The sequence below is a fragment of the Pseudarthrobacter sp. PvP090 genome (assembly GCF_040547365.1).
Lineage (GTDB): Bacteria > Actinomycetota > Actinomycetes > Actinomycetales > Micrococcaceae > Arthrobacter.
In genome coordinates, this window is the sequence record NZ_JBEPPO010000008.1 from 173,963 (window position 1) to 189,705 (window position 15,743).

At 68.3% G+C, this 15,743-nt stretch carries 11 protein-coding genes; 10 read left to right on the forward strand and 1 reads right to left on the reverse strand.

Features of this window, described 5'->3' with window-relative positions; translation table 11 throughout:
- Positions 1-20 precede the first annotated feature (20 nt).
- The 7 genes from ABIC21_RS11620 to ABIC21_RS11650 all read left to right on the forward strand — a co-directional run bounded on the left by ABIC21_RS11620 (position 21) and on the right by ABIC21_RS11650 (position 9,675).
- Entirely contained in the window at positions 21-800 is a 780-nt protein-coding gene (locus ABIC21_RS11620) for a trans-aconitate 2-methyltransferase (RefSeq protein WP_354350554.1), read from the forward strand.
- Positions 801-962: 162 nt separating this feature from the next.
- On the forward strand, positions 963-2,675 hold the full coding sequence (locus ABIC21_RS11625) for an ABC transporter ATP-binding protein (protein ID WP_354350589.1): 1,713 nt from the start codon (positions 963-965) through the stop codon (positions 2,673-2,675).
- 200 nt (positions 2,676-2,875) lie between these two features.
- Positions 2,876-4,678 (forward strand): ABC transporter ATP-binding protein, encoded by a 1,803-nt coding sequence (locus ABIC21_RS11630; protein ID WP_354350590.1) that lies wholly within the window; start codon positions 2,876-2,878, stop codon positions 4,676-4,678.
- 17 nt (positions 4,679-4,695) lie between these two features.
- Complete coding sequence (locus ABIC21_RS11635) at positions 4,696-5,067, forward strand: GntR family transcriptional regulator (protein WP_502935990.1); 372 nt, start codon at positions 4,696-4,698, stop codon at positions 5,065-5,067.
- Between the two features lie 99 nt (positions 5,068-5,166).
- Positions 5,167-8,121, forward strand: coding sequence for an excinuclease ABC subunit UvrA (gene uvrA / locus ABIC21_RS11640; RefSeq protein WP_354350556.1), 2,955 nt, complete (start codon positions 5,167-5,169; stop codon positions 8,119-8,121).
- 122 nt (positions 8,122-8,243) lie between these two features.
- A complete protein-coding gene (locus tag ABIC21_RS11645; RefSeq protein ID WP_354350557.1) occupies positions 8,244-9,020 on the forward strand; it encodes an HAD hydrolase-like protein in 777 nt (258 codons plus the stop codon).
- On the forward strand, positions 9,007-9,675 hold the full coding sequence (locus ABIC21_RS11650; protein WP_354350558.1) for a lysophospholipid acyltransferase family protein: 669 nt from the start codon (positions 9,007-9,009) through the stop codon (positions 9,673-9,675). The genes ABIC21_RS11645 and ABIC21_RS11650 overlap by 14 nt, the downstream gene beginning before the upstream one ends.
- A gap of 64 nt (positions 9,676-9,739) precedes the next feature.
- Here ABIC21_RS11650 and ABIC21_RS11655 read toward each other — a convergent pair whose 3' ends face one another.
- The gene (locus tag ABIC21_RS11655) at positions 9,740-11,383 is read right to left on the reverse strand and encodes an HNH endonuclease signature motif containing protein (protein WP_354350559.1); all 1,644 of its coding nucleotides are present in this window, start codon (positions 11,381-11,383) and stop codon (positions 9,740-9,742) included.
- A 261-nt stretch (positions 11,384-11,644) separates the two neighbouring features.
- Between ABIC21_RS11655 and uvrC the strand changes: the two genes are divergently transcribed.
- The 3 genes from uvrC (at position 11,645) to ABIC21_RS11670 (ending at position 15,737) form a co-directional block, all read left to right on the forward strand.
- On the forward strand, positions 11,645-13,675 hold the full coding sequence (uvrC, locus tag ABIC21_RS11660; RefSeq protein ID WP_354350560.1) for an excinuclease ABC subunit UvrC: 2,031 nt from the start codon (positions 11,645-11,647) through the stop codon (positions 13,673-13,675).
- Positions 13,676-13,794: 119 nt separating this feature from the next.
- The gene (rapZ, locus tag ABIC21_RS11665) at positions 13,795-14,718 is read left to right on the forward strand and encodes an RNase adapter RapZ (RefSeq protein ID WP_354350561.1); all 924 of its coding nucleotides are present in this window, start codon (positions 13,795-13,797) and stop codon (positions 14,716-14,718) included.
- Entirely contained in the window at positions 14,718-15,737 is a 1,020-nt protein-coding gene (locus ABIC21_RS11670) for a gluconeogenesis factor YvcK family protein (protein ID WP_354350562.1), read from the forward strand. The genes rapZ and ABIC21_RS11670 overlap by 1 nt, the downstream gene beginning before the upstream one ends.
- The last annotated feature ends 6 nt before the right edge of the window (positions 15,738-15,743 follow it).

A 15,743-nucleotide genomic window follows, 5' to 3' on the forward strand; every position in this document is an offset into this window, starting at 1 on the left:
CCGGTGACTGGAGGAAAGCAGTGAAATGGGATCCCGCCAAGTACGTGCAGTTCGGGGACTACCGGGACAGGCCGTACTTTGACCTGACGGCCCGGATCCATGCGGACGCGCCCCGTTCCGTCGTCGACCTCGGCTGCGGACCCGGGAACCTGACGGCCACCCTCGCTGAGCGCTGGCCCCAGGCCGCGGTCACGGGACTGGACTCCTCGGCGGAAATGCTGGCCCAGTCCATCGGCCATGCGGATCGGCTGCCCAATCTCTCCTTCGGCAAGGCGGATATCGCCGGCTGGATGCCCGCCGCGGACACGGACGTCGTCGTCACCAACGCCGCGCTGCAGTGGGTCCCGGGCCACCGGGACATGCTGGCCCGCTGGCTCGCGGCGCTCCCGCCAGGCGCATGGTTCGCCCTGCAGGTCCCCGGCAACTTCAATTCGCCCTCGCACACGCTGATGCGGGGGCTCGCCGAGTCCGCTGCATGGGCGGGACGGCTCGCCGGTGTGCTGCGCCACGATGACGTTGTGGGCGAGGCGGACGACTACCTGGCCATCATGCTCGACGCCGGCTGCGACGCGGACGCGTGGGAGACGACGTACTTCCAGCTCCTCCCCGGTGCGAACCCCGTCCTGGAGTGGGTCCGCGGCACCGGACTCCGGCCCGTGCTGGCGGCACTGTCCGCCGCAGACGCCCGTGAGTTTGAAGCCGAATACTCGGCGCTGCTGGCGGAGGCCTACCCGGCCGGGCCGCACGGCACCGTGTTTCCGTTCCGGCGGACCTTCGCCGTGGCCCGCAAGCGGGGCTGACCCCAGTCGCGGTTCCGGACCGGCCGACAGGCCGGACAGCGTATGACAACAGAGCACTGTGTGACAGTGCTTACAATGTCGGGGCAGCGTGGGGGCGGCTGCTTTGGTCTATCCCGATCCGTGCCCTGCTCTAGCGATGGAGGTTCGGTGCTGATTGGTCTGATGGGCCGGCTGTTGGCCGCCCACAAAGGGACCGTGCTGGCCATCGTGGTTCTGCAGCTCGTGCAGACGACCGCGAACCTCCTCCTCCCCACCCTGAATGCGGCCATCATTGACGACGGGATCGTTGGCGGCAACGTCCCGGAGATCCTGAGCCTGGGTTCCTGGATGGCCGCCATCGCCTCCGTGCAGGTGGCGGCGGCCATCGCCGCCGGCTATCTGGGCGCCGTCGTGGCGATGGAGCTCGGCCGGAAACTGCGCGAAGAACTGTTTGCCAAGGTGCAGTCCATGTCCTCCCAGGAAGTCGGCGCGTTCGGCGCCGCCAGCCTGGTCACGAGGGCCACGAACGACGTCGCGCAGATCCAGACCCTTCTGGTCCTCGTGTTCACGATGCTGGTCGCAGCGCCCGCGATCTTCATCGGCGGCATCGTGCTGGCCGTGCACCAGGACATCGCCTTGTCCGGCATCGTCGTCGCGGTCATCCCGGTGCTCACGGTCATCATGGTCCTGATCGTGCGCCGTCTGGTCCCGCTCTACCGGCAGGGCCAGGAACTCATCGACCGGATCAGCCGGATCCTGCGTGAGCAGATCATCGGCGCCAACGTCATCCGGGGCTTTGTCCGCCAGGGGCACGAGATCCGGCGGTTCGACGGGGCCAACCGGGACCTGACCCGGAACAACCTGCGTTCCGCGCTGCTGGTCGCAGGAATGATGCCGCTGATCATGTTCGTGGTCAATCTGTCATCGGTCGGTGTGGTCTGGTTCGGCGGGCACCGGATCCAGTCCAGCGACATGCGGCTGGGCGCGCTGACGGCGTTCATCGCCTACATCCTGCAAATCCTGATCGCGATCATGATGGCGATGTACGTCTTCATGACGGCACCCCGCGCGGCAGCCTGCGCGGAACGAATCCAGGCGGTCCTGGACACGGCGCCGGCGATCACCGACGGTCCCGGCGGAGCGGCGCCCGGGGGCAACGCCGTGGAGTTCCGCAACGTGTCCTTCGCGTACCCGGGCGCCGAGGCCCCGGTGCTCGACGGCGTCAGCTTCACGGCCGCTCCCGGGGCCGTGACGGCGGTGATCGGCGCCACCGGCAGCGGCAAGACCACCCTGTTGAACCTGCTGCCCAGGTTCCTGGAGGCCACCGGCGGGGAGATCAGCATCGGCGGATGCAACGTGCGAGGGCTGCCCCTGGCGGCGCTGCGGAACCTGATCGCCGTCGTGCCCCAGCATTCCTATCTGTTCTCCGGAACACTCGCCGCGAACCTGAGGATGGCGGCGCCGGCGGCGTCGGACGCGGAGCTCTGGCAGGCACTGGACGCCGCGCAGGCGGGGGAGTTTGTCCGGAATCTGCCGAACGGACTGGAATCACCGGTGAGCCAGGGCGGCACCAATTTCTCCGGCGGTCAGCGGCAGCGCCTGTGCATAGCGCGCGCGCTGCTCCGCAAGGCTCCCGTCTACCTGTTCGACGACAGCTTCTCGGCGCTGGACTACGGCACCGACTACCGGCTCCGCGAGGCGATGGCGCCGCTGCTGCGCACGGCCACCGTCCTGATCGTCGCCGAGCGAGTGGCCACAATCGTGGACGCCGGGCTGATCCTGGTGCTCGAGGACGGCCGGGTCGTGGCGCAGGGAACACATAGCCAGCTGCTGCAGTCGTCGCAGAGCTACCAGGAGATCGCAGCGTCGCAACTGGTGCTGGAGGAAACCCTGTGACCCGTGAGCCGGTGCTCGACGCCGGGACCGACGCGCCCACGGCCCGTGACTCCCGGGACCAGCCCCTGGTGGACTCGCCCTCCGGCGGCCGCAACGAATCCCTCCCGGTGGTGTCCCTCGAGAACGCCGGGAACCGCGGCCGGTTCCGCTGGCGCACCGCCGGACGGCTGCTCGGGCTGCTGCGCCCATCCAAGTGGCGGATGGCCGGTGTCATCGCCGCCACCTGCGCCTTTGTGGTGCTCAACGTGGCGGCGCCGAAAATCCTCGGTGACGCCACCGACGTCGTCGTTGCGGGCTTCGTCGGCGGGCCGTTCGACCAGGAAAAACTTGGTGCCCTGCTGGCGGCGGTGTCCGTCATGTATCTGGCGGCCTCCGTCTTCAGCTGGATCCAGGGAGCCCTGACGGCCGTGGCGGTGCAGCGCCTGGGATACGGGCTGCGGGCCTCCGTCGAGGAGAAACTGCACGTCCTGCCGTCCAGCCATTTCGACGATCAACACCGCGGGGACGTCCTGAGCCGCGCCACGAACGACGTCGACAACATCGCCCAGGCCCTCAACCAGCTGCTCAACCAGCTGATCCTGTCGCTGCTGATGCTCTCCGGGGCCCTGGCCATGATGCTGTGGCTCTCCCCGGTCCTGGCCGTGATCGCGCTGGTCTCCGTCCCGGTGTCCACCCTCATCACCGTCCTGGTGGCCCGGAAATCCCAGGCGCATTTCACCGAGCAGTGGGGGAGCACGGGCGAGCTGCACGCTCAGCTGGAGGAGTTCTTCACCGGCCACGAGGTCATCAAGGCCTTCGGGCAGCAGGAGTCAGTCGCGGCCAGTTTCAAGGACGGCAACGACAAGCTGTGCCGCGCCAGTGCGCGTGCCCAGTACGTGTCCGGCGCCGTGCAGCCCCTCATGGTCCTGGTGTCCAACCTCAACTACGTCGCGGTCGCCGTCGTCGGCGCACTCCAGGTCCTGTCCGGTGCCCTGACCATCGGAGGCCTCCAGGCCTTCTTCCAGTTCAGCAGGCTCTTCAGCCAGCCGATGGGGCAGATCGGCGGCATGCTGACCCTTGTGCAGTCCTGCCTCGTGTCGGCCGGGCGGGTCTTTGAGCTCCTCGACGCTCCGGAGATCCCGCCGGAACCTTCCCCGGGTCCTGGGGAGGGGCCGGCGGCGGGTGCTTCGGCAGGGACCTCCGCCGTGGCTTCCGCCGTGGCCGGGCGGGCCGGCGCCGGACTTCCAGTGTCCGCGTCCGCGGGCCGGGTCACGTTCGAGCGTGTCACCTTCGGCTACCGGCCCGGCTCGCCCGTGGTCCGGGACCTGTCCTTTGCCGTGGAGCCCGGGCAGACCGTGGCGATCGTGGGGCACACCGGCGCCGGCAAGACCACCGTGGTGAACCTCCTGATGCGTTTCTATGAACTGCATTCCGGCCGGATCACGGTCAACGGGGCGGATATCGCGGCGCTGCCGCGGGATCAGCTGCGGGCCAACTTCGGCACAGTGCTGCAGGACAGCTGGCTGTTCACCGGCACCATCAGGGACAACATCGAGTACGGCCGCCCCGGCGCCAGCGACGCCGAAATCGTGGCCGCTGCGCAGGCCAGCCACGTGGACCAGTTCGTCCGCGCCCTGCCAGGCGGCTACGCCACGATGCTCGGCAACGACGGCGACTCGCTGAGCCGCGGCCAGCGCCAGCTCATCTCGATCGCCAGGGCACAACTGGCCGGGCGCAGTATCCTAGTCCTCGACGAGGCCACCAGCTCGGTGGACAGCCGCACCGAGGCGCAGATCCGGCAGGCCATGCGGCGGCTCCGGCAGGGACGCACAAGCTTCGTGATCGCCCACCGCTTGTCCACCGTCCGGGACGCTGATCTAATTCTCGTCATGGACCAAGGACGGATCGTTGAACAGGGCACGCACCGGCAACTCATGACCAGGGGCGGGTTGTACCTGAAACTGTACGAGGCGCAGTTCGCCCGCCGCGAACACCGCGGGCACACCCCGGAGCCCGGACAGTGAGCCCCACCGAAACGTCCATCACGCCTTTTCCCGGTGCCTGGCGGCCAAATCCCGGCAGTTCCGTCCCGCTGTTCGAACAGCTCCGGCTCAACATCATTGAACGGGCGGACAACGGCACCTTGGCGCCCGGGACCAGGCTTCCTGCCGTCCGGAGCCTGGCCGGCGAACTGGGAGTCGCGCCGCATACCGTGGCCCGCGCCTACAAGGAACTGGAGGCGGCCGGCGTTGTGCTGACCCGGGGGCGGAACGGGACGGTGGTCTGCGCCCGGGACGAGGCCTGGAGCTCCCTCTCCGCCGCCGCCGCCGAGTTCGCCGCCGCCGCAAAGGCCCAGGGCGCGAGCTTCGCCGAGGCCGTGCAACTGCTCGCCGCCGCCTACGACCGCGAGTAGCGCCCCGATGGCGGCCCCTTAACACATCGGGCGCCCATGCCCGCTGGCGGCACAGCCGGGAATGGAAATTCGAAGAAGTTTTCGATTAGCATTGGTAGCGTGCCTAAAGCCGTAGCTGAAGATCCAGCCGTTGATTCCCCACCCTCCGTTCCGATGAGTCCGGTAAAACCGGGCCGCGCGGAGGAATCCCGTCCCGCGGTGAAACGTCCGGACATGTCCCGGCTCGTTGTCAAGGGTGCGCGCGAGCACAACCTGCGCAACGTGGACCTCGACCTGCCCCGCGACTCCATGATCGTTTTCACCGGGCTCTCCGGCTCGGGAAAGTCATCCCTGGCCTTCGACACGATCTTCGCCGAGGGCCAGCGCCGGTACGTCGAGTCCCTGTCCGCCTACGCCCGGCAGTTCCTGGGCCAGGTGGACAAGCCCGACGTCGACTTCATCGAGGGCCTGTCGCCCGCGGTGTCCATCGACCAGAAGTCCACCAGCAAGAACCCCCGCTCCACCGTGGGCACCATCACCGAGATCTACGACTACATGCGCCTGCTGTGGGCACGTGTCGGCCGCCCGCACTGCCCCATCTGCGGGGAGCCCGTCGCGAAGCAGACCCCGCAGCAGATCGTCGACCAGCTGCTGGAACTGCCGGAAGGCACCCGCTTCCAGGTCCTGGCACCCGTGGTCCGCGGCCGCAAGGGCGAATTCGTCGAACTGTTCAAGGAACTCACCGCCAAGGGCTACTCGCGGGCACGCGTCGATGACAAGCTGATCCAGCTCAGCGATCCCCCCAAACTGGGCAAGCAGTTCAAGCACACCATCGAGGTAGTGGTTGACCGCCTTGTGGTCAAGGAAGGCATCAGCCAGCGCCTCACCGACTCGGTGGAAACCGCCCTCGGCCTGGCCGAGGGACGGATCCTCGCCGAATTCGTCGACCTCGACGCCGACGACCCGGAGCGGATCAGGGCGTTCTCCGAGCACCTCGCCTGCCCCAACGAGCACCCCCTCGCGATCGACGAGATCGAACCGCGCTCCTTCTCCTTCAACAACCCCTTCGGCGCCTGCTCGGCCTGCAGCGGCATCGGCACGAAGCTGGAAGTCGATGAGGAACTCATCATCCCGAACGGGGAACTGTCACTCGCGGAGGGAGCCATCGCGCCGTGGTCCCTCGGCACCGCCACGACCGAGTACTGGAACCGCCTGCTCGGCGGCCTCGCCAAGGAACTCGGCTTCTCCATGACCACCCCGTGGGACAAGCTCTCCGAGGACGCCCGCCAGACCGTGCTGCACGGCAAGGACCACAAAGTCGTGGTGCAGTACCGCAACCGCTTCGGCCGGGAACGCAAATACAGTACCGGCTTCGAGGGCGTCATCCAGTACGTCCACCGCAAACACCTCGAAACGGACTCGGACTCGGCTCGCGACCGCTACGAGGAATACATGCGGCAGATCCCGTGCCCGGCCTGCAACGGCGCGCGCCTGAACCCGGCGTCGCTCTCGGTGCTGATCAACGGCAAGTCCATTGCCGCCGTCGCCGCCCTGCCGATGCGCGAATGCGCCCACTTCCTGGACAACCTCGTCCTCACCGGCCGCGAAGCCCAGATCGCGAACCAGGTGCTCAAGGAGATCCAGGCCCGCCTGACCTTCCTGCTCGACGTCGGCCTGGAGTACCTGAACCTGGAACGCCCCTCCGGCACCCTCTCCGGCGGAGAAGCCCAGCGCATCCGGCTGGCCACCCAGATCGGCTCAGGCCTCGTGGGCGTGCTGTACGTCCTGGACGAGCCGTCCATCGGCCTGCACCAGCGGGACAACCGCCGCCTGATCGAGACCCTCACCCGGTTGCGGGACCTCGGGAACACCCTGATTGTGGTGGAGCACGACGAGGACACCATCCAGGAGGCCGACTGGGTGGTCGACATCGGGCCGGGGGCCGGCGAACACGGCGGCATGGTGGTGCACTCCGGCTCCTACAAGGAGCTGCTCGAGAACACCGAATCGCTCACCGGCGACTACCTCTCTGGCCGGAAACGGATTGAGATCCCCAAGAAGCGCCGCAAGTACGACAAGAAGCGCGAACTCAAGGTCATCGGCGCCAAGGAGAACAACCTCCTGAACGTGGATGCCGCCTTCCCGCTGGGCCTGTTCACCGCAGTGACCGGCGTCAGCGGCTCCGGCAAGTCCACTCTGGTCAACGAGATCCTCTACAAGGTCCTGGCCAACAAGCTCAACGGCGCCAAGCAGGTGGCGGGACGGCACAAGTCGATCCAGGGCCTCGAGCACCTCGACAAGGTGGTCCACGTCGACCAGAGCCCGATCGGCCGCACCCCGCGGTCCAACCCGGCGACCTACACCGGTGTCTTTGACAACATCCGCAAGCTCTTCGCCGACACCACCGAGGCCAAGGTCCGCGGCTACCTGCCGGGCCGTTTCTCCTTCAACGTCAAGGGCGGCCGCTGCGAGGCGTGCTCCGGCGACGGCACACTGAAGATCGAAATGAACTTCCTGCCGGACGTCTACGTGCCCTGCGAGGTGTGCCACGGCGCCCGGTACAACCGCGAAACCCTGGAAGTCCACTACAAGGGCAAGACAATCGCCGATGTCCTGAACATGCCGATCGAGGAAGGCGCGGAGTTCTTCGCCGCCTTCTCGCCGATCGCCCGGCACCTCCGGACCCTCGTCGACGTCGGACTCGGCTACGTCCGGCTGGGCCAGCCCGCCACGACGCTCTCCGGCGGCGAGGCGCAGCGCGTCAAGCTCGCCGCGGAACTGCAGAAGCGCTCCAACGGGCGCAGCGTCTACGTGCTGGACGAACCCACCACGGGCCTGCACTTCGAGGACATCCGGAAGCTGCTCCTTGTCCTCCAGGGCCTCGTGGAAAAGGGCAACACGGTCATCACGATCGAACACAATCTTGACGTCATCAAGAGCGCGGACTGGATCGTGGACCTGGGCCCAGACGGCGGCTCCGGCGGCGGCCGCATTGTCGCCTCCGGAACCCCGGAACAGGTGGCCAAGTCCACGGAAAGCCACACGGCGGCCTTCCTCGCCGAAATCCTGGCCTGAGCCGGGCCGGGCGCCGGTGCCTCCGCGCAGCTGCCGCGCAGGCACCGGCCCCTCGTCACCGATACATTCCCACTGGGGCATGCGAGTTTCTGGCATCCGTACTCACGTGAGAAACTAGGCCGGTGACGCAAACAACAGTGCCCGTAATCTTCGACCTGGACGGCACTCTTGTCGATCCGGCCGGGGGGATAACGGACGGAATCGCAGCGGCCCTCACCGAGCTTGGACTCGGCGTTCCCGACAAGGCCCTGATGGATGCCATGATCGGCCCGAAACTCAGCCATTCCCTCACGGACATCGCCGGGGTCCCCGCCGACCGGCTCGACGACGCCATCCGCATCTACCGTGCGCACTACCGTGCCACCGGCATCGGCCAAAGCGTGCTGTACCCGGGGATCCGGGCGTTGCTGGAATCCTTCGTCGAAGCAGGCCGGCCCATCGCCGTCGCCACCCAGAAACCCGAAGGCATCGCCCGTATTGTCCTGGAGCACCACGGTATCGCCGCCCTGTTCCATACGATCCGTGGCTCGGCCGCCGATGAGGCGGCGGCAGCCGGTGTGCCGTCCGGGAAGGCGGCGATCGTGGCCGCGGCGCTGGCAGACCTCTCCAGCCACCACGGCGTGGACATCCGACATGCGGTGATGGTGGGGGACCGTGCGCAGGACGTCGCCGGAGCGGCTGCCAACGGAATCGACTGCATCGGCGTAGGCTGGGGCTTCGCTCCGGACGGCGAACTGGACGCGGCCGGCGCGGTGGAGATCGTGCACAGCAGTGCGGCCCTTCACGAGACCATTGCCCGGCGGGATCCGGGGCGGGCCACCGCCGGGAACCCGAACGCAGTGACCCATGACCCGATGACCGCCGCCGTAGACGAGGTGCACACCGATGGCAATGTTTGATGCAATCCGCTGGACCACGCGTGGTCTGGTCACCTCGACCTGCCGGCCCACGGTCATCGGACTCGAAAACGTGCCCCAGGAGGGCCCGTTTATCGTGGCCCCCAACCACCTGTCCTTCCTGGACAGCGTGATCGTCCAGGCGCTCATGCCCCGCCCCGTGGCCTTCTTCGCCAAGGCTGAATATTTCACCACCGGCGGGGTCAAGGGCAAGGTGATGAAGTCCTTCTTCGAGGCTGTCGGCTCCATCCCGGTGGAACGCGGCGAACAGGCCGCCAGCGTTCAGGCGCTGAAAACGCTGCTGGAAATCCTTGACTCCGGCAAAGGTGTAGGCATCTACCCGGAGGGAACGCGATCCCGCGACGGCATCCTCTACCGGGGCCGCACCGGCGTCGGCTGGCTGGCCCTGACCACGGGCGCCCCGGTGATCCCGGTCGGACTCATCGGCACCGAGCACCTCCAGCCCGCGGACAGCAAGTCGGTCAAGCCGCAGCACTTCACCATGAGAGTCGGCGCGCCGCTGTACTTCGACAAGACCGGACCGGACCACTCCTTGCCCGCCCGCCGGCAGGCCACCGACCGCATCATGGACGCGATCGCGGAACTCAGCGGCCAGGAACGCTCCACGAGCTACAACCAGAGCAAGGCCATCGACTAGCCACGTCGCCTGGGTCCTCGGGGGAGACGGCATAGTGCCTCGCCCGAACGCGCGCGATCCGTGGTCAAGCGTGTTGGGCAAGGAAGGCTTCCAGGGCGGATTCGCCGAGCGGCCCATAGCTGACCAGGTTGTCTGTGCCGGCTGCACGGAAGGGGTGGCCGGCCGTGAGCGGGTCCCAGTCCAGGAAGGGGTCCTCGGGCAGTTCCTGTTCCTGTTCTGGATCCTTTTCCGCGTCTCCGTTCGGGTCCGCGGACGTTTCCAGCACGCCGGGTGGCCAGTGGGGTGGTTCCCAGTCCTGCTGCTCGCTGGGATAGTACCGGCCTGAGGGTGAGGTCCAGCCTGGCGGTGTGTCTTTGCCGGCCCCGCTCGGTGTCCAGGCTGAGGCGTGTTTGAGGCGGTGGTGTTTGCGGCATGGCTGTCCGAGGTTGGTGATGCCGGTGGTGCCTCCGTCGGCCCAGGCCAGGAGGTGGTCGGCGTCGTTGTCCAGGGACGGGTTGTTGCACCCGGGGAAGGGGCATCTGCCGTCGCGGAGCCGGAGCCATTGGCGCATGGTCTTCGTGAGGCGGTAACTGGCCCGGCCGATTTCCAGCGGCGCACCGTCCCGCGGGTCGACCAGGACCCGGTGGAACGAGCCGGCGCCGTCGGCGACCAGCCGGCGGGCCATGGAGGGCGGGATCGGACCATATCCGTCGAGCATCGCCGGTTCGTCCGTGGCGCCGAGGAGGGACAGGACCGGGACGGTGATGATGACCTGTGCCCGCGGGACCGGCACATCCCCGGCAAGACCGTTGCCGTCGGTGCCGGCGTCGGTACCCGTGTTGAGGAGCAAGGTGGCGGCGATGTCGGCGCGGAGCTGGGTCAGGGTGCGTGCCTCGTCCGGGCCCTGCAGGGCCCGGACGGCAGCGGTGGTCCGGTCCCAGATCCCCACGGCGGTATCGGCCGGCAGGTAGGCGGAGAACCAGGCCATCCCGTCAGAGTCCGGGCGGAACTCGACCCGCCGGTCCTTCGCGCTTCTGGCGTGGCGTTTCTCGATGCTGTCCGGGTGGTGGCGCTCCCGCCACGTGCGGGCCTTGGCGCGGAACCGGTACGGCACCAGGTCCCCGGCCGGACACCCGCGGGCGGGGTTGGGGGCGTCCGGGTCCAGGAAGTGCGCCTCCAGCGCGGCCGCCCCGGCCGGGTCCAGGTTCGCGGTTTCATCCACCATGGCCCGGGCGTGGGCCCAGGAGATCGTCCCGGCACCCAGCGCAGCCAGGGTCAGCGGCAAACGGTTCGTCAGGGCCAGGCAGTCGCCCAGAAACGCCCCGGCGGTCCCCGCTCCCACCGTCAGGACACACGCGACCTCAGCAGTCACCGCCATCTCCTGGCACCTGGCGTCCTGCAGGGCCACCGGCGGCGCGGCCAGGGCGTGGGTGGCCCGCACATAGGCCGCCGCCAGCAGCACCTTCAACGCAGCAAACCGCGCCTCCACCTGGGCCATGTCGGACAGGCCGTCCAGGCACTCATCCGCTAAAGCCCGCAACGGATCGTCCCTCAACGGGCCGGCCCCGGACGGACCACTGGGGCCAGACCCGGACGGATCAGCGTTATCAGCAACGGACGGATCGATGCGGCCAGCGGCGCCCCCGGCGAAGGAATCCAGCGCCGCAGTCAACGCCGCAACAGCCGCCAGCGCCTTCCGGCCCTCCGCACTCCAGTCCGTGCTTTCCATGAACCCATCAAATCATCGAGCACCGACAAAAAAGGGGGACCCTGCGGAATCGGATCGGATGCATGATCCGCTGCACTTGAGGCCGCCCAATAGACCAACATCATGTCCTGTTCCGCCGGACGCCGGAAGTGCTTCAGTGGTCGGGACGACGGCAGCCGCGCCGCCGTTCGCCACCACCGGAGGGACTCAAACGCGCCAGATCATCCTCGCCCCGGCCCCCGGCCGTCCTGGGAATGGCTGCAGGCTCAGTAGACTTGAACCGTGGCAGATCCAGCGAGTTACCGACCCCAGACGGGTGAGATTCCGACCAATCCGGGCGTGTACCGCTTCCGCGACCCGCACGGCCGGGTCATCTATGTCGGCAAGGCCAAGAACCTCCGTTCACGGCTGAACTCCTACTTCGCCAACCCGGCCGGGCTGCTCCCCAAAACGTACGCGATGGTCCATGCGGCCAGCAGCGTCGAGTGGACCGTCGTCGGCAGCGAGCTCGAATCCCTGCAGCTCGAATACACGTGGATCAAGGAATTCAAGCCCCGTTTCAACGTGATGTTCCGGGACGACAAAAGCTACCCCTACCTGGCCGTCTCCATGGGGGAGAAGTACCCCCGGGTCCAGGTCCTGCGCGGCGAACGCCGCAAAGGCACCCGCTACTTCGGCCCCTACACCGCCGGTGCCATCCGCGACACCATGGACACCCTGCTGCGGGTGTTTCCCGTCCGCAGCTGCAGCGCCGGCGTCCTGAAACGTGCCGAAGCCAGCGGCCGGCCCTGCCTGCTCGGCTACATCGACAAGTGCGCGGCCCCCTGCGTCGGCCGCATCTCCGCCGAGGACCACCGCGCCCTGGCCGAGGATTTCTGCACCTTCATGGGCGGCGAGGCCAAGCCGTTCGTCACGCGGCTGGAAAAGGACATGGCCGCCGCCGTTGCGGAGCTGGACTACGAGCGGGCGGCGCGGATCCGCGACGACATCGTCGCGCTCAAGAAGGTGTTCGAACGCAACGCCGTCGTCCTCGCCGAGGGCACCGACGCCGACGTCTTCGCCCTGCACGAGGATGAACTCGAAGCCGCCGTGCAGGTCTTCCACGTCCGCGGCGGCCGGATCCGCGGCCAGCGGGGCTGGGTCGTTGAAAAGGTCGAGGACTCCACCACCCCGGACCTCGTCGAGCATCTGCTCCAGCAGGTGTACGGCGAGGAAGCCGGACTCCAGGGCAGGCTGCCCCGCGAGGTCCTCGTCCCGGCGGAGCCCAGCAACGCGGCGGAACTGGCGCAGTGGCTCAGCGGGCTGCGCGGGGCGAGGGTCGATGTCCGCGTGCCGCAGCGCGGCGACAAGGCCGCCCTGCTGTCCACCGTACGGGATAACGCCGTGCATGCCCTCAAGCTGCACAAATCCCGCCGCGCCGGCGATCTGACCATGCGGTCCCAGGCGCTGCAGGAACTGCAGGAGGCCCTCGAGCTGCCGGTCGCGCTGATGCGGATCGAATGCTTCGACATCTCACACGTCCAGGGCACCAACGTGGTCGGTTCGATGGTGGTGGTCGAGGACGGGCTGCCGAAGAAGTCCGAGTACCGGAAGTTCTCCGTCACCGGCGCCGCCGCGACGGACGACACCGCGGCCATGCATGACGTGCTGACCCGGCGGTTCCGCAACTACCTCCAGGAGAAGACGGCGCAGGCCGACGCCGCCCGGCAGCCGGGCCATCAGGCCATGCTCAACGCCGCGGCGGACGCCGCCGTCGCGGGTTCCTCCGCGGTGGCCGTCGCCGACACCACGACCCCAGCGCCCCGGACCAAATTCGCCTACCCGCCCAACCTCGTGGTGGTCGACGGCGGCAAGCCGCAGGTCAACGCGGCCGCCCGCGCCCTGGCCGAACTGGGCATCGACGATGTCTACGTCGTCGGGCTCGCCAAACGGCTCGAGGAAGTCTGGCTGCCGGACAGCGACTTCCCGGTGATCCTGCCGCGCGCCTCCGCCGGGCTGTACCTGCTGCAGCGCGTCCGCGACGAGGCCCACCGCTTCGCGATCTCCTTCCACCGGCAGAAGCGCGGCAAGGCGATGACCGTCTCGGCGCTCGACGGCGTGCCCGGCCTCGGGGAATCCAAGCGCAAGGCCCTCCTCGCCCAGTTCGGCTCGGTCAAGAGCATCAGGACGGCCAGCTTCGAGGAGCTCACCGGCGCCAAGGGGATCGGGCCGTCGCTGGCTGCGGCGATCGTCCGGCACTTCACCGACGACGACGGCGACACCGCCACCGTCCCCGCCATCAACATGACCACCGGCGAAATCCTCGAGACTTAGCTAGCCCCGGCAAACTTAGCTAGGGTAAGGACTTGGGAAACGGTGCGCGGCGATTCACCTCACCGCGGGCCGCATCCGGCACAGATCGAACAACAGCACAGCAGAACGGGGCTTCACTGATGGCAGAGTCGACGGCAGGATCCGGGACGGAGCCGGACGGCATGACGCCGGTCAAACCCGTCGAGGCCGAACTGCTCGTGGTGACGGGCATGTCGGGAGCCGGCCGAAGCACTGCATCGGACGCGCTGGAGGACCACGGCTGGTATGTCGTGGAAAACCTCCCCCCGCAGATGCTCGGCACCCTCGCGGAAATCGTGTCCCACGCGCCCGGTTCCATTTCGAAGCTCGCGGTGGTGATGGACGTCCGCAGCAAGGAGCTGTTCGCTGACATCCGCACCGCCCTGCGCAACCTGGAAGCCAGCGGCGTCGGCTTCCGGGTGCTGTTCCTCGACGCGAACGACGACGTCCTCGTCCGCCGCTTCGAACAGGGCCGGCGCCCCCACCCGCTGCAGGGCGGCGGCAGGATCCTGGACGGCATCGCCGCCGAACGCGAACTGCTGCACGAACTCCGCACCTCCGCCGACATCGTGCTGGACACCTCCACCCTGAATGTCCACGGCCTCGCCACCGCGATCACCGAGCTGTTCAGCGAAACCGGCCCCGTGGCCCTCCGACTTAACGTGATGAGCTTCGGGTTCAAGTACGGGCTCCCCGTCGACGCCAACTTCGTCGCCGACGCCCGCTTCATCCCCAACCCGCACTGGGTCCCGGCGCTGCGCCCGCACACCGGGCTGGACCAGGACGTCAGCGACTACGTGCTGGAGGCGCAGGGTGTCGCCAACTTCGTAGAACGCTACGTGCTGGCCCTTGAGCCGGTCCTCGACGGCTACCGGCGCGAAAACAAGCACTATGCCACCATTGCCGTCGGCTGCACCGGCGGCAAACACCGCTCCGTGGCCGTCGCCGTCGAGCTGTCCCGCAGGCTCGCGCAGTACCCGAGGGTCACTGTTACCACCACCCACCGGGACCTGGGCCGCGAGTAATGGCGCTGCTCACCGGACCCCTGCCGCTCGTCCCTCCGGCCAGCGCCGCCTTCGCCAGCCAGCAGGACAAAGGTCCCTCCGTCGTGGCGCTCGGCGGCGGCCACGGCCTCGCCGCCTCGCTGTCGGCCCTGCGTCTGCTCACGTCCGAGCTGACCGCCGTCGTCACCGTCGCGGACGACGGCGGGTCCTCCGGCAGGCTGCGTGAGGAGTACGGCGTCCTTCCGCCCGGCGACCTTCGGATGGCGCTGTCCGCGCTCTGTGACGACACCGATTGGGGCCGCACCTGGCGCGACGTCATGCAGCACCGCTTCGCGCCCGGCAAGGGCCGCGGCGGTTCCCTCGACGAACACGCCATGGGCAACCTGCTGATCGTGACCCTGTGGGAGCTCCTGGGCGACACCGTCGCGGGCCTCAAGTGGGCCGGCGCGCTGCTCGGTGCCCGCGGGGAGGTCCTGCCGATGTCCAGCGTCCCCTTGACCATCGAGGGCCAGGTCCGGGTCACCGCGCCGGACGGCAGCCAGGCGCTGCAGACCCTGACGGGACAGGCAAAATGCGCCGTCGCCGGCTCGCTGGAACGCGTCCGGCTGCTGCCCGAAAACGCCCCCGCCTGCATCGAGGCGCTCACCGCGATCGAACTGGCCGACTGGGTCATCCTGGGCCCCGGCTCCTGGTACACCTCCGTGCTGCCGCACCTGCTGCTGCCGGAAATGCGTGAGGCGCTCTGCAACACGGCCGCCCGCCGGTGCCTCACCATGAACCTTGCCACGGACACCAAGGAAACCCTCGGCATGTCCGCCGCGGACCATTTGCGGGTGCTCCGGGAGTACGCCCCGGACTTCACGATCGACGTCGTCCTGGCCGATCCGGCCTCCGTGACGGACCGCGCCGACTTCGAACGCGCGGCCGGGATGCTCGGGGCCGAGGTGGTGTTGGGTAAAGTGGGGGCGTCGAGCCGCCGGCCGATCCACGACCCGCTGCGTCTGGCAACGGCGTACCACGACATTTTCGGGAACAGGTAGGAAAGG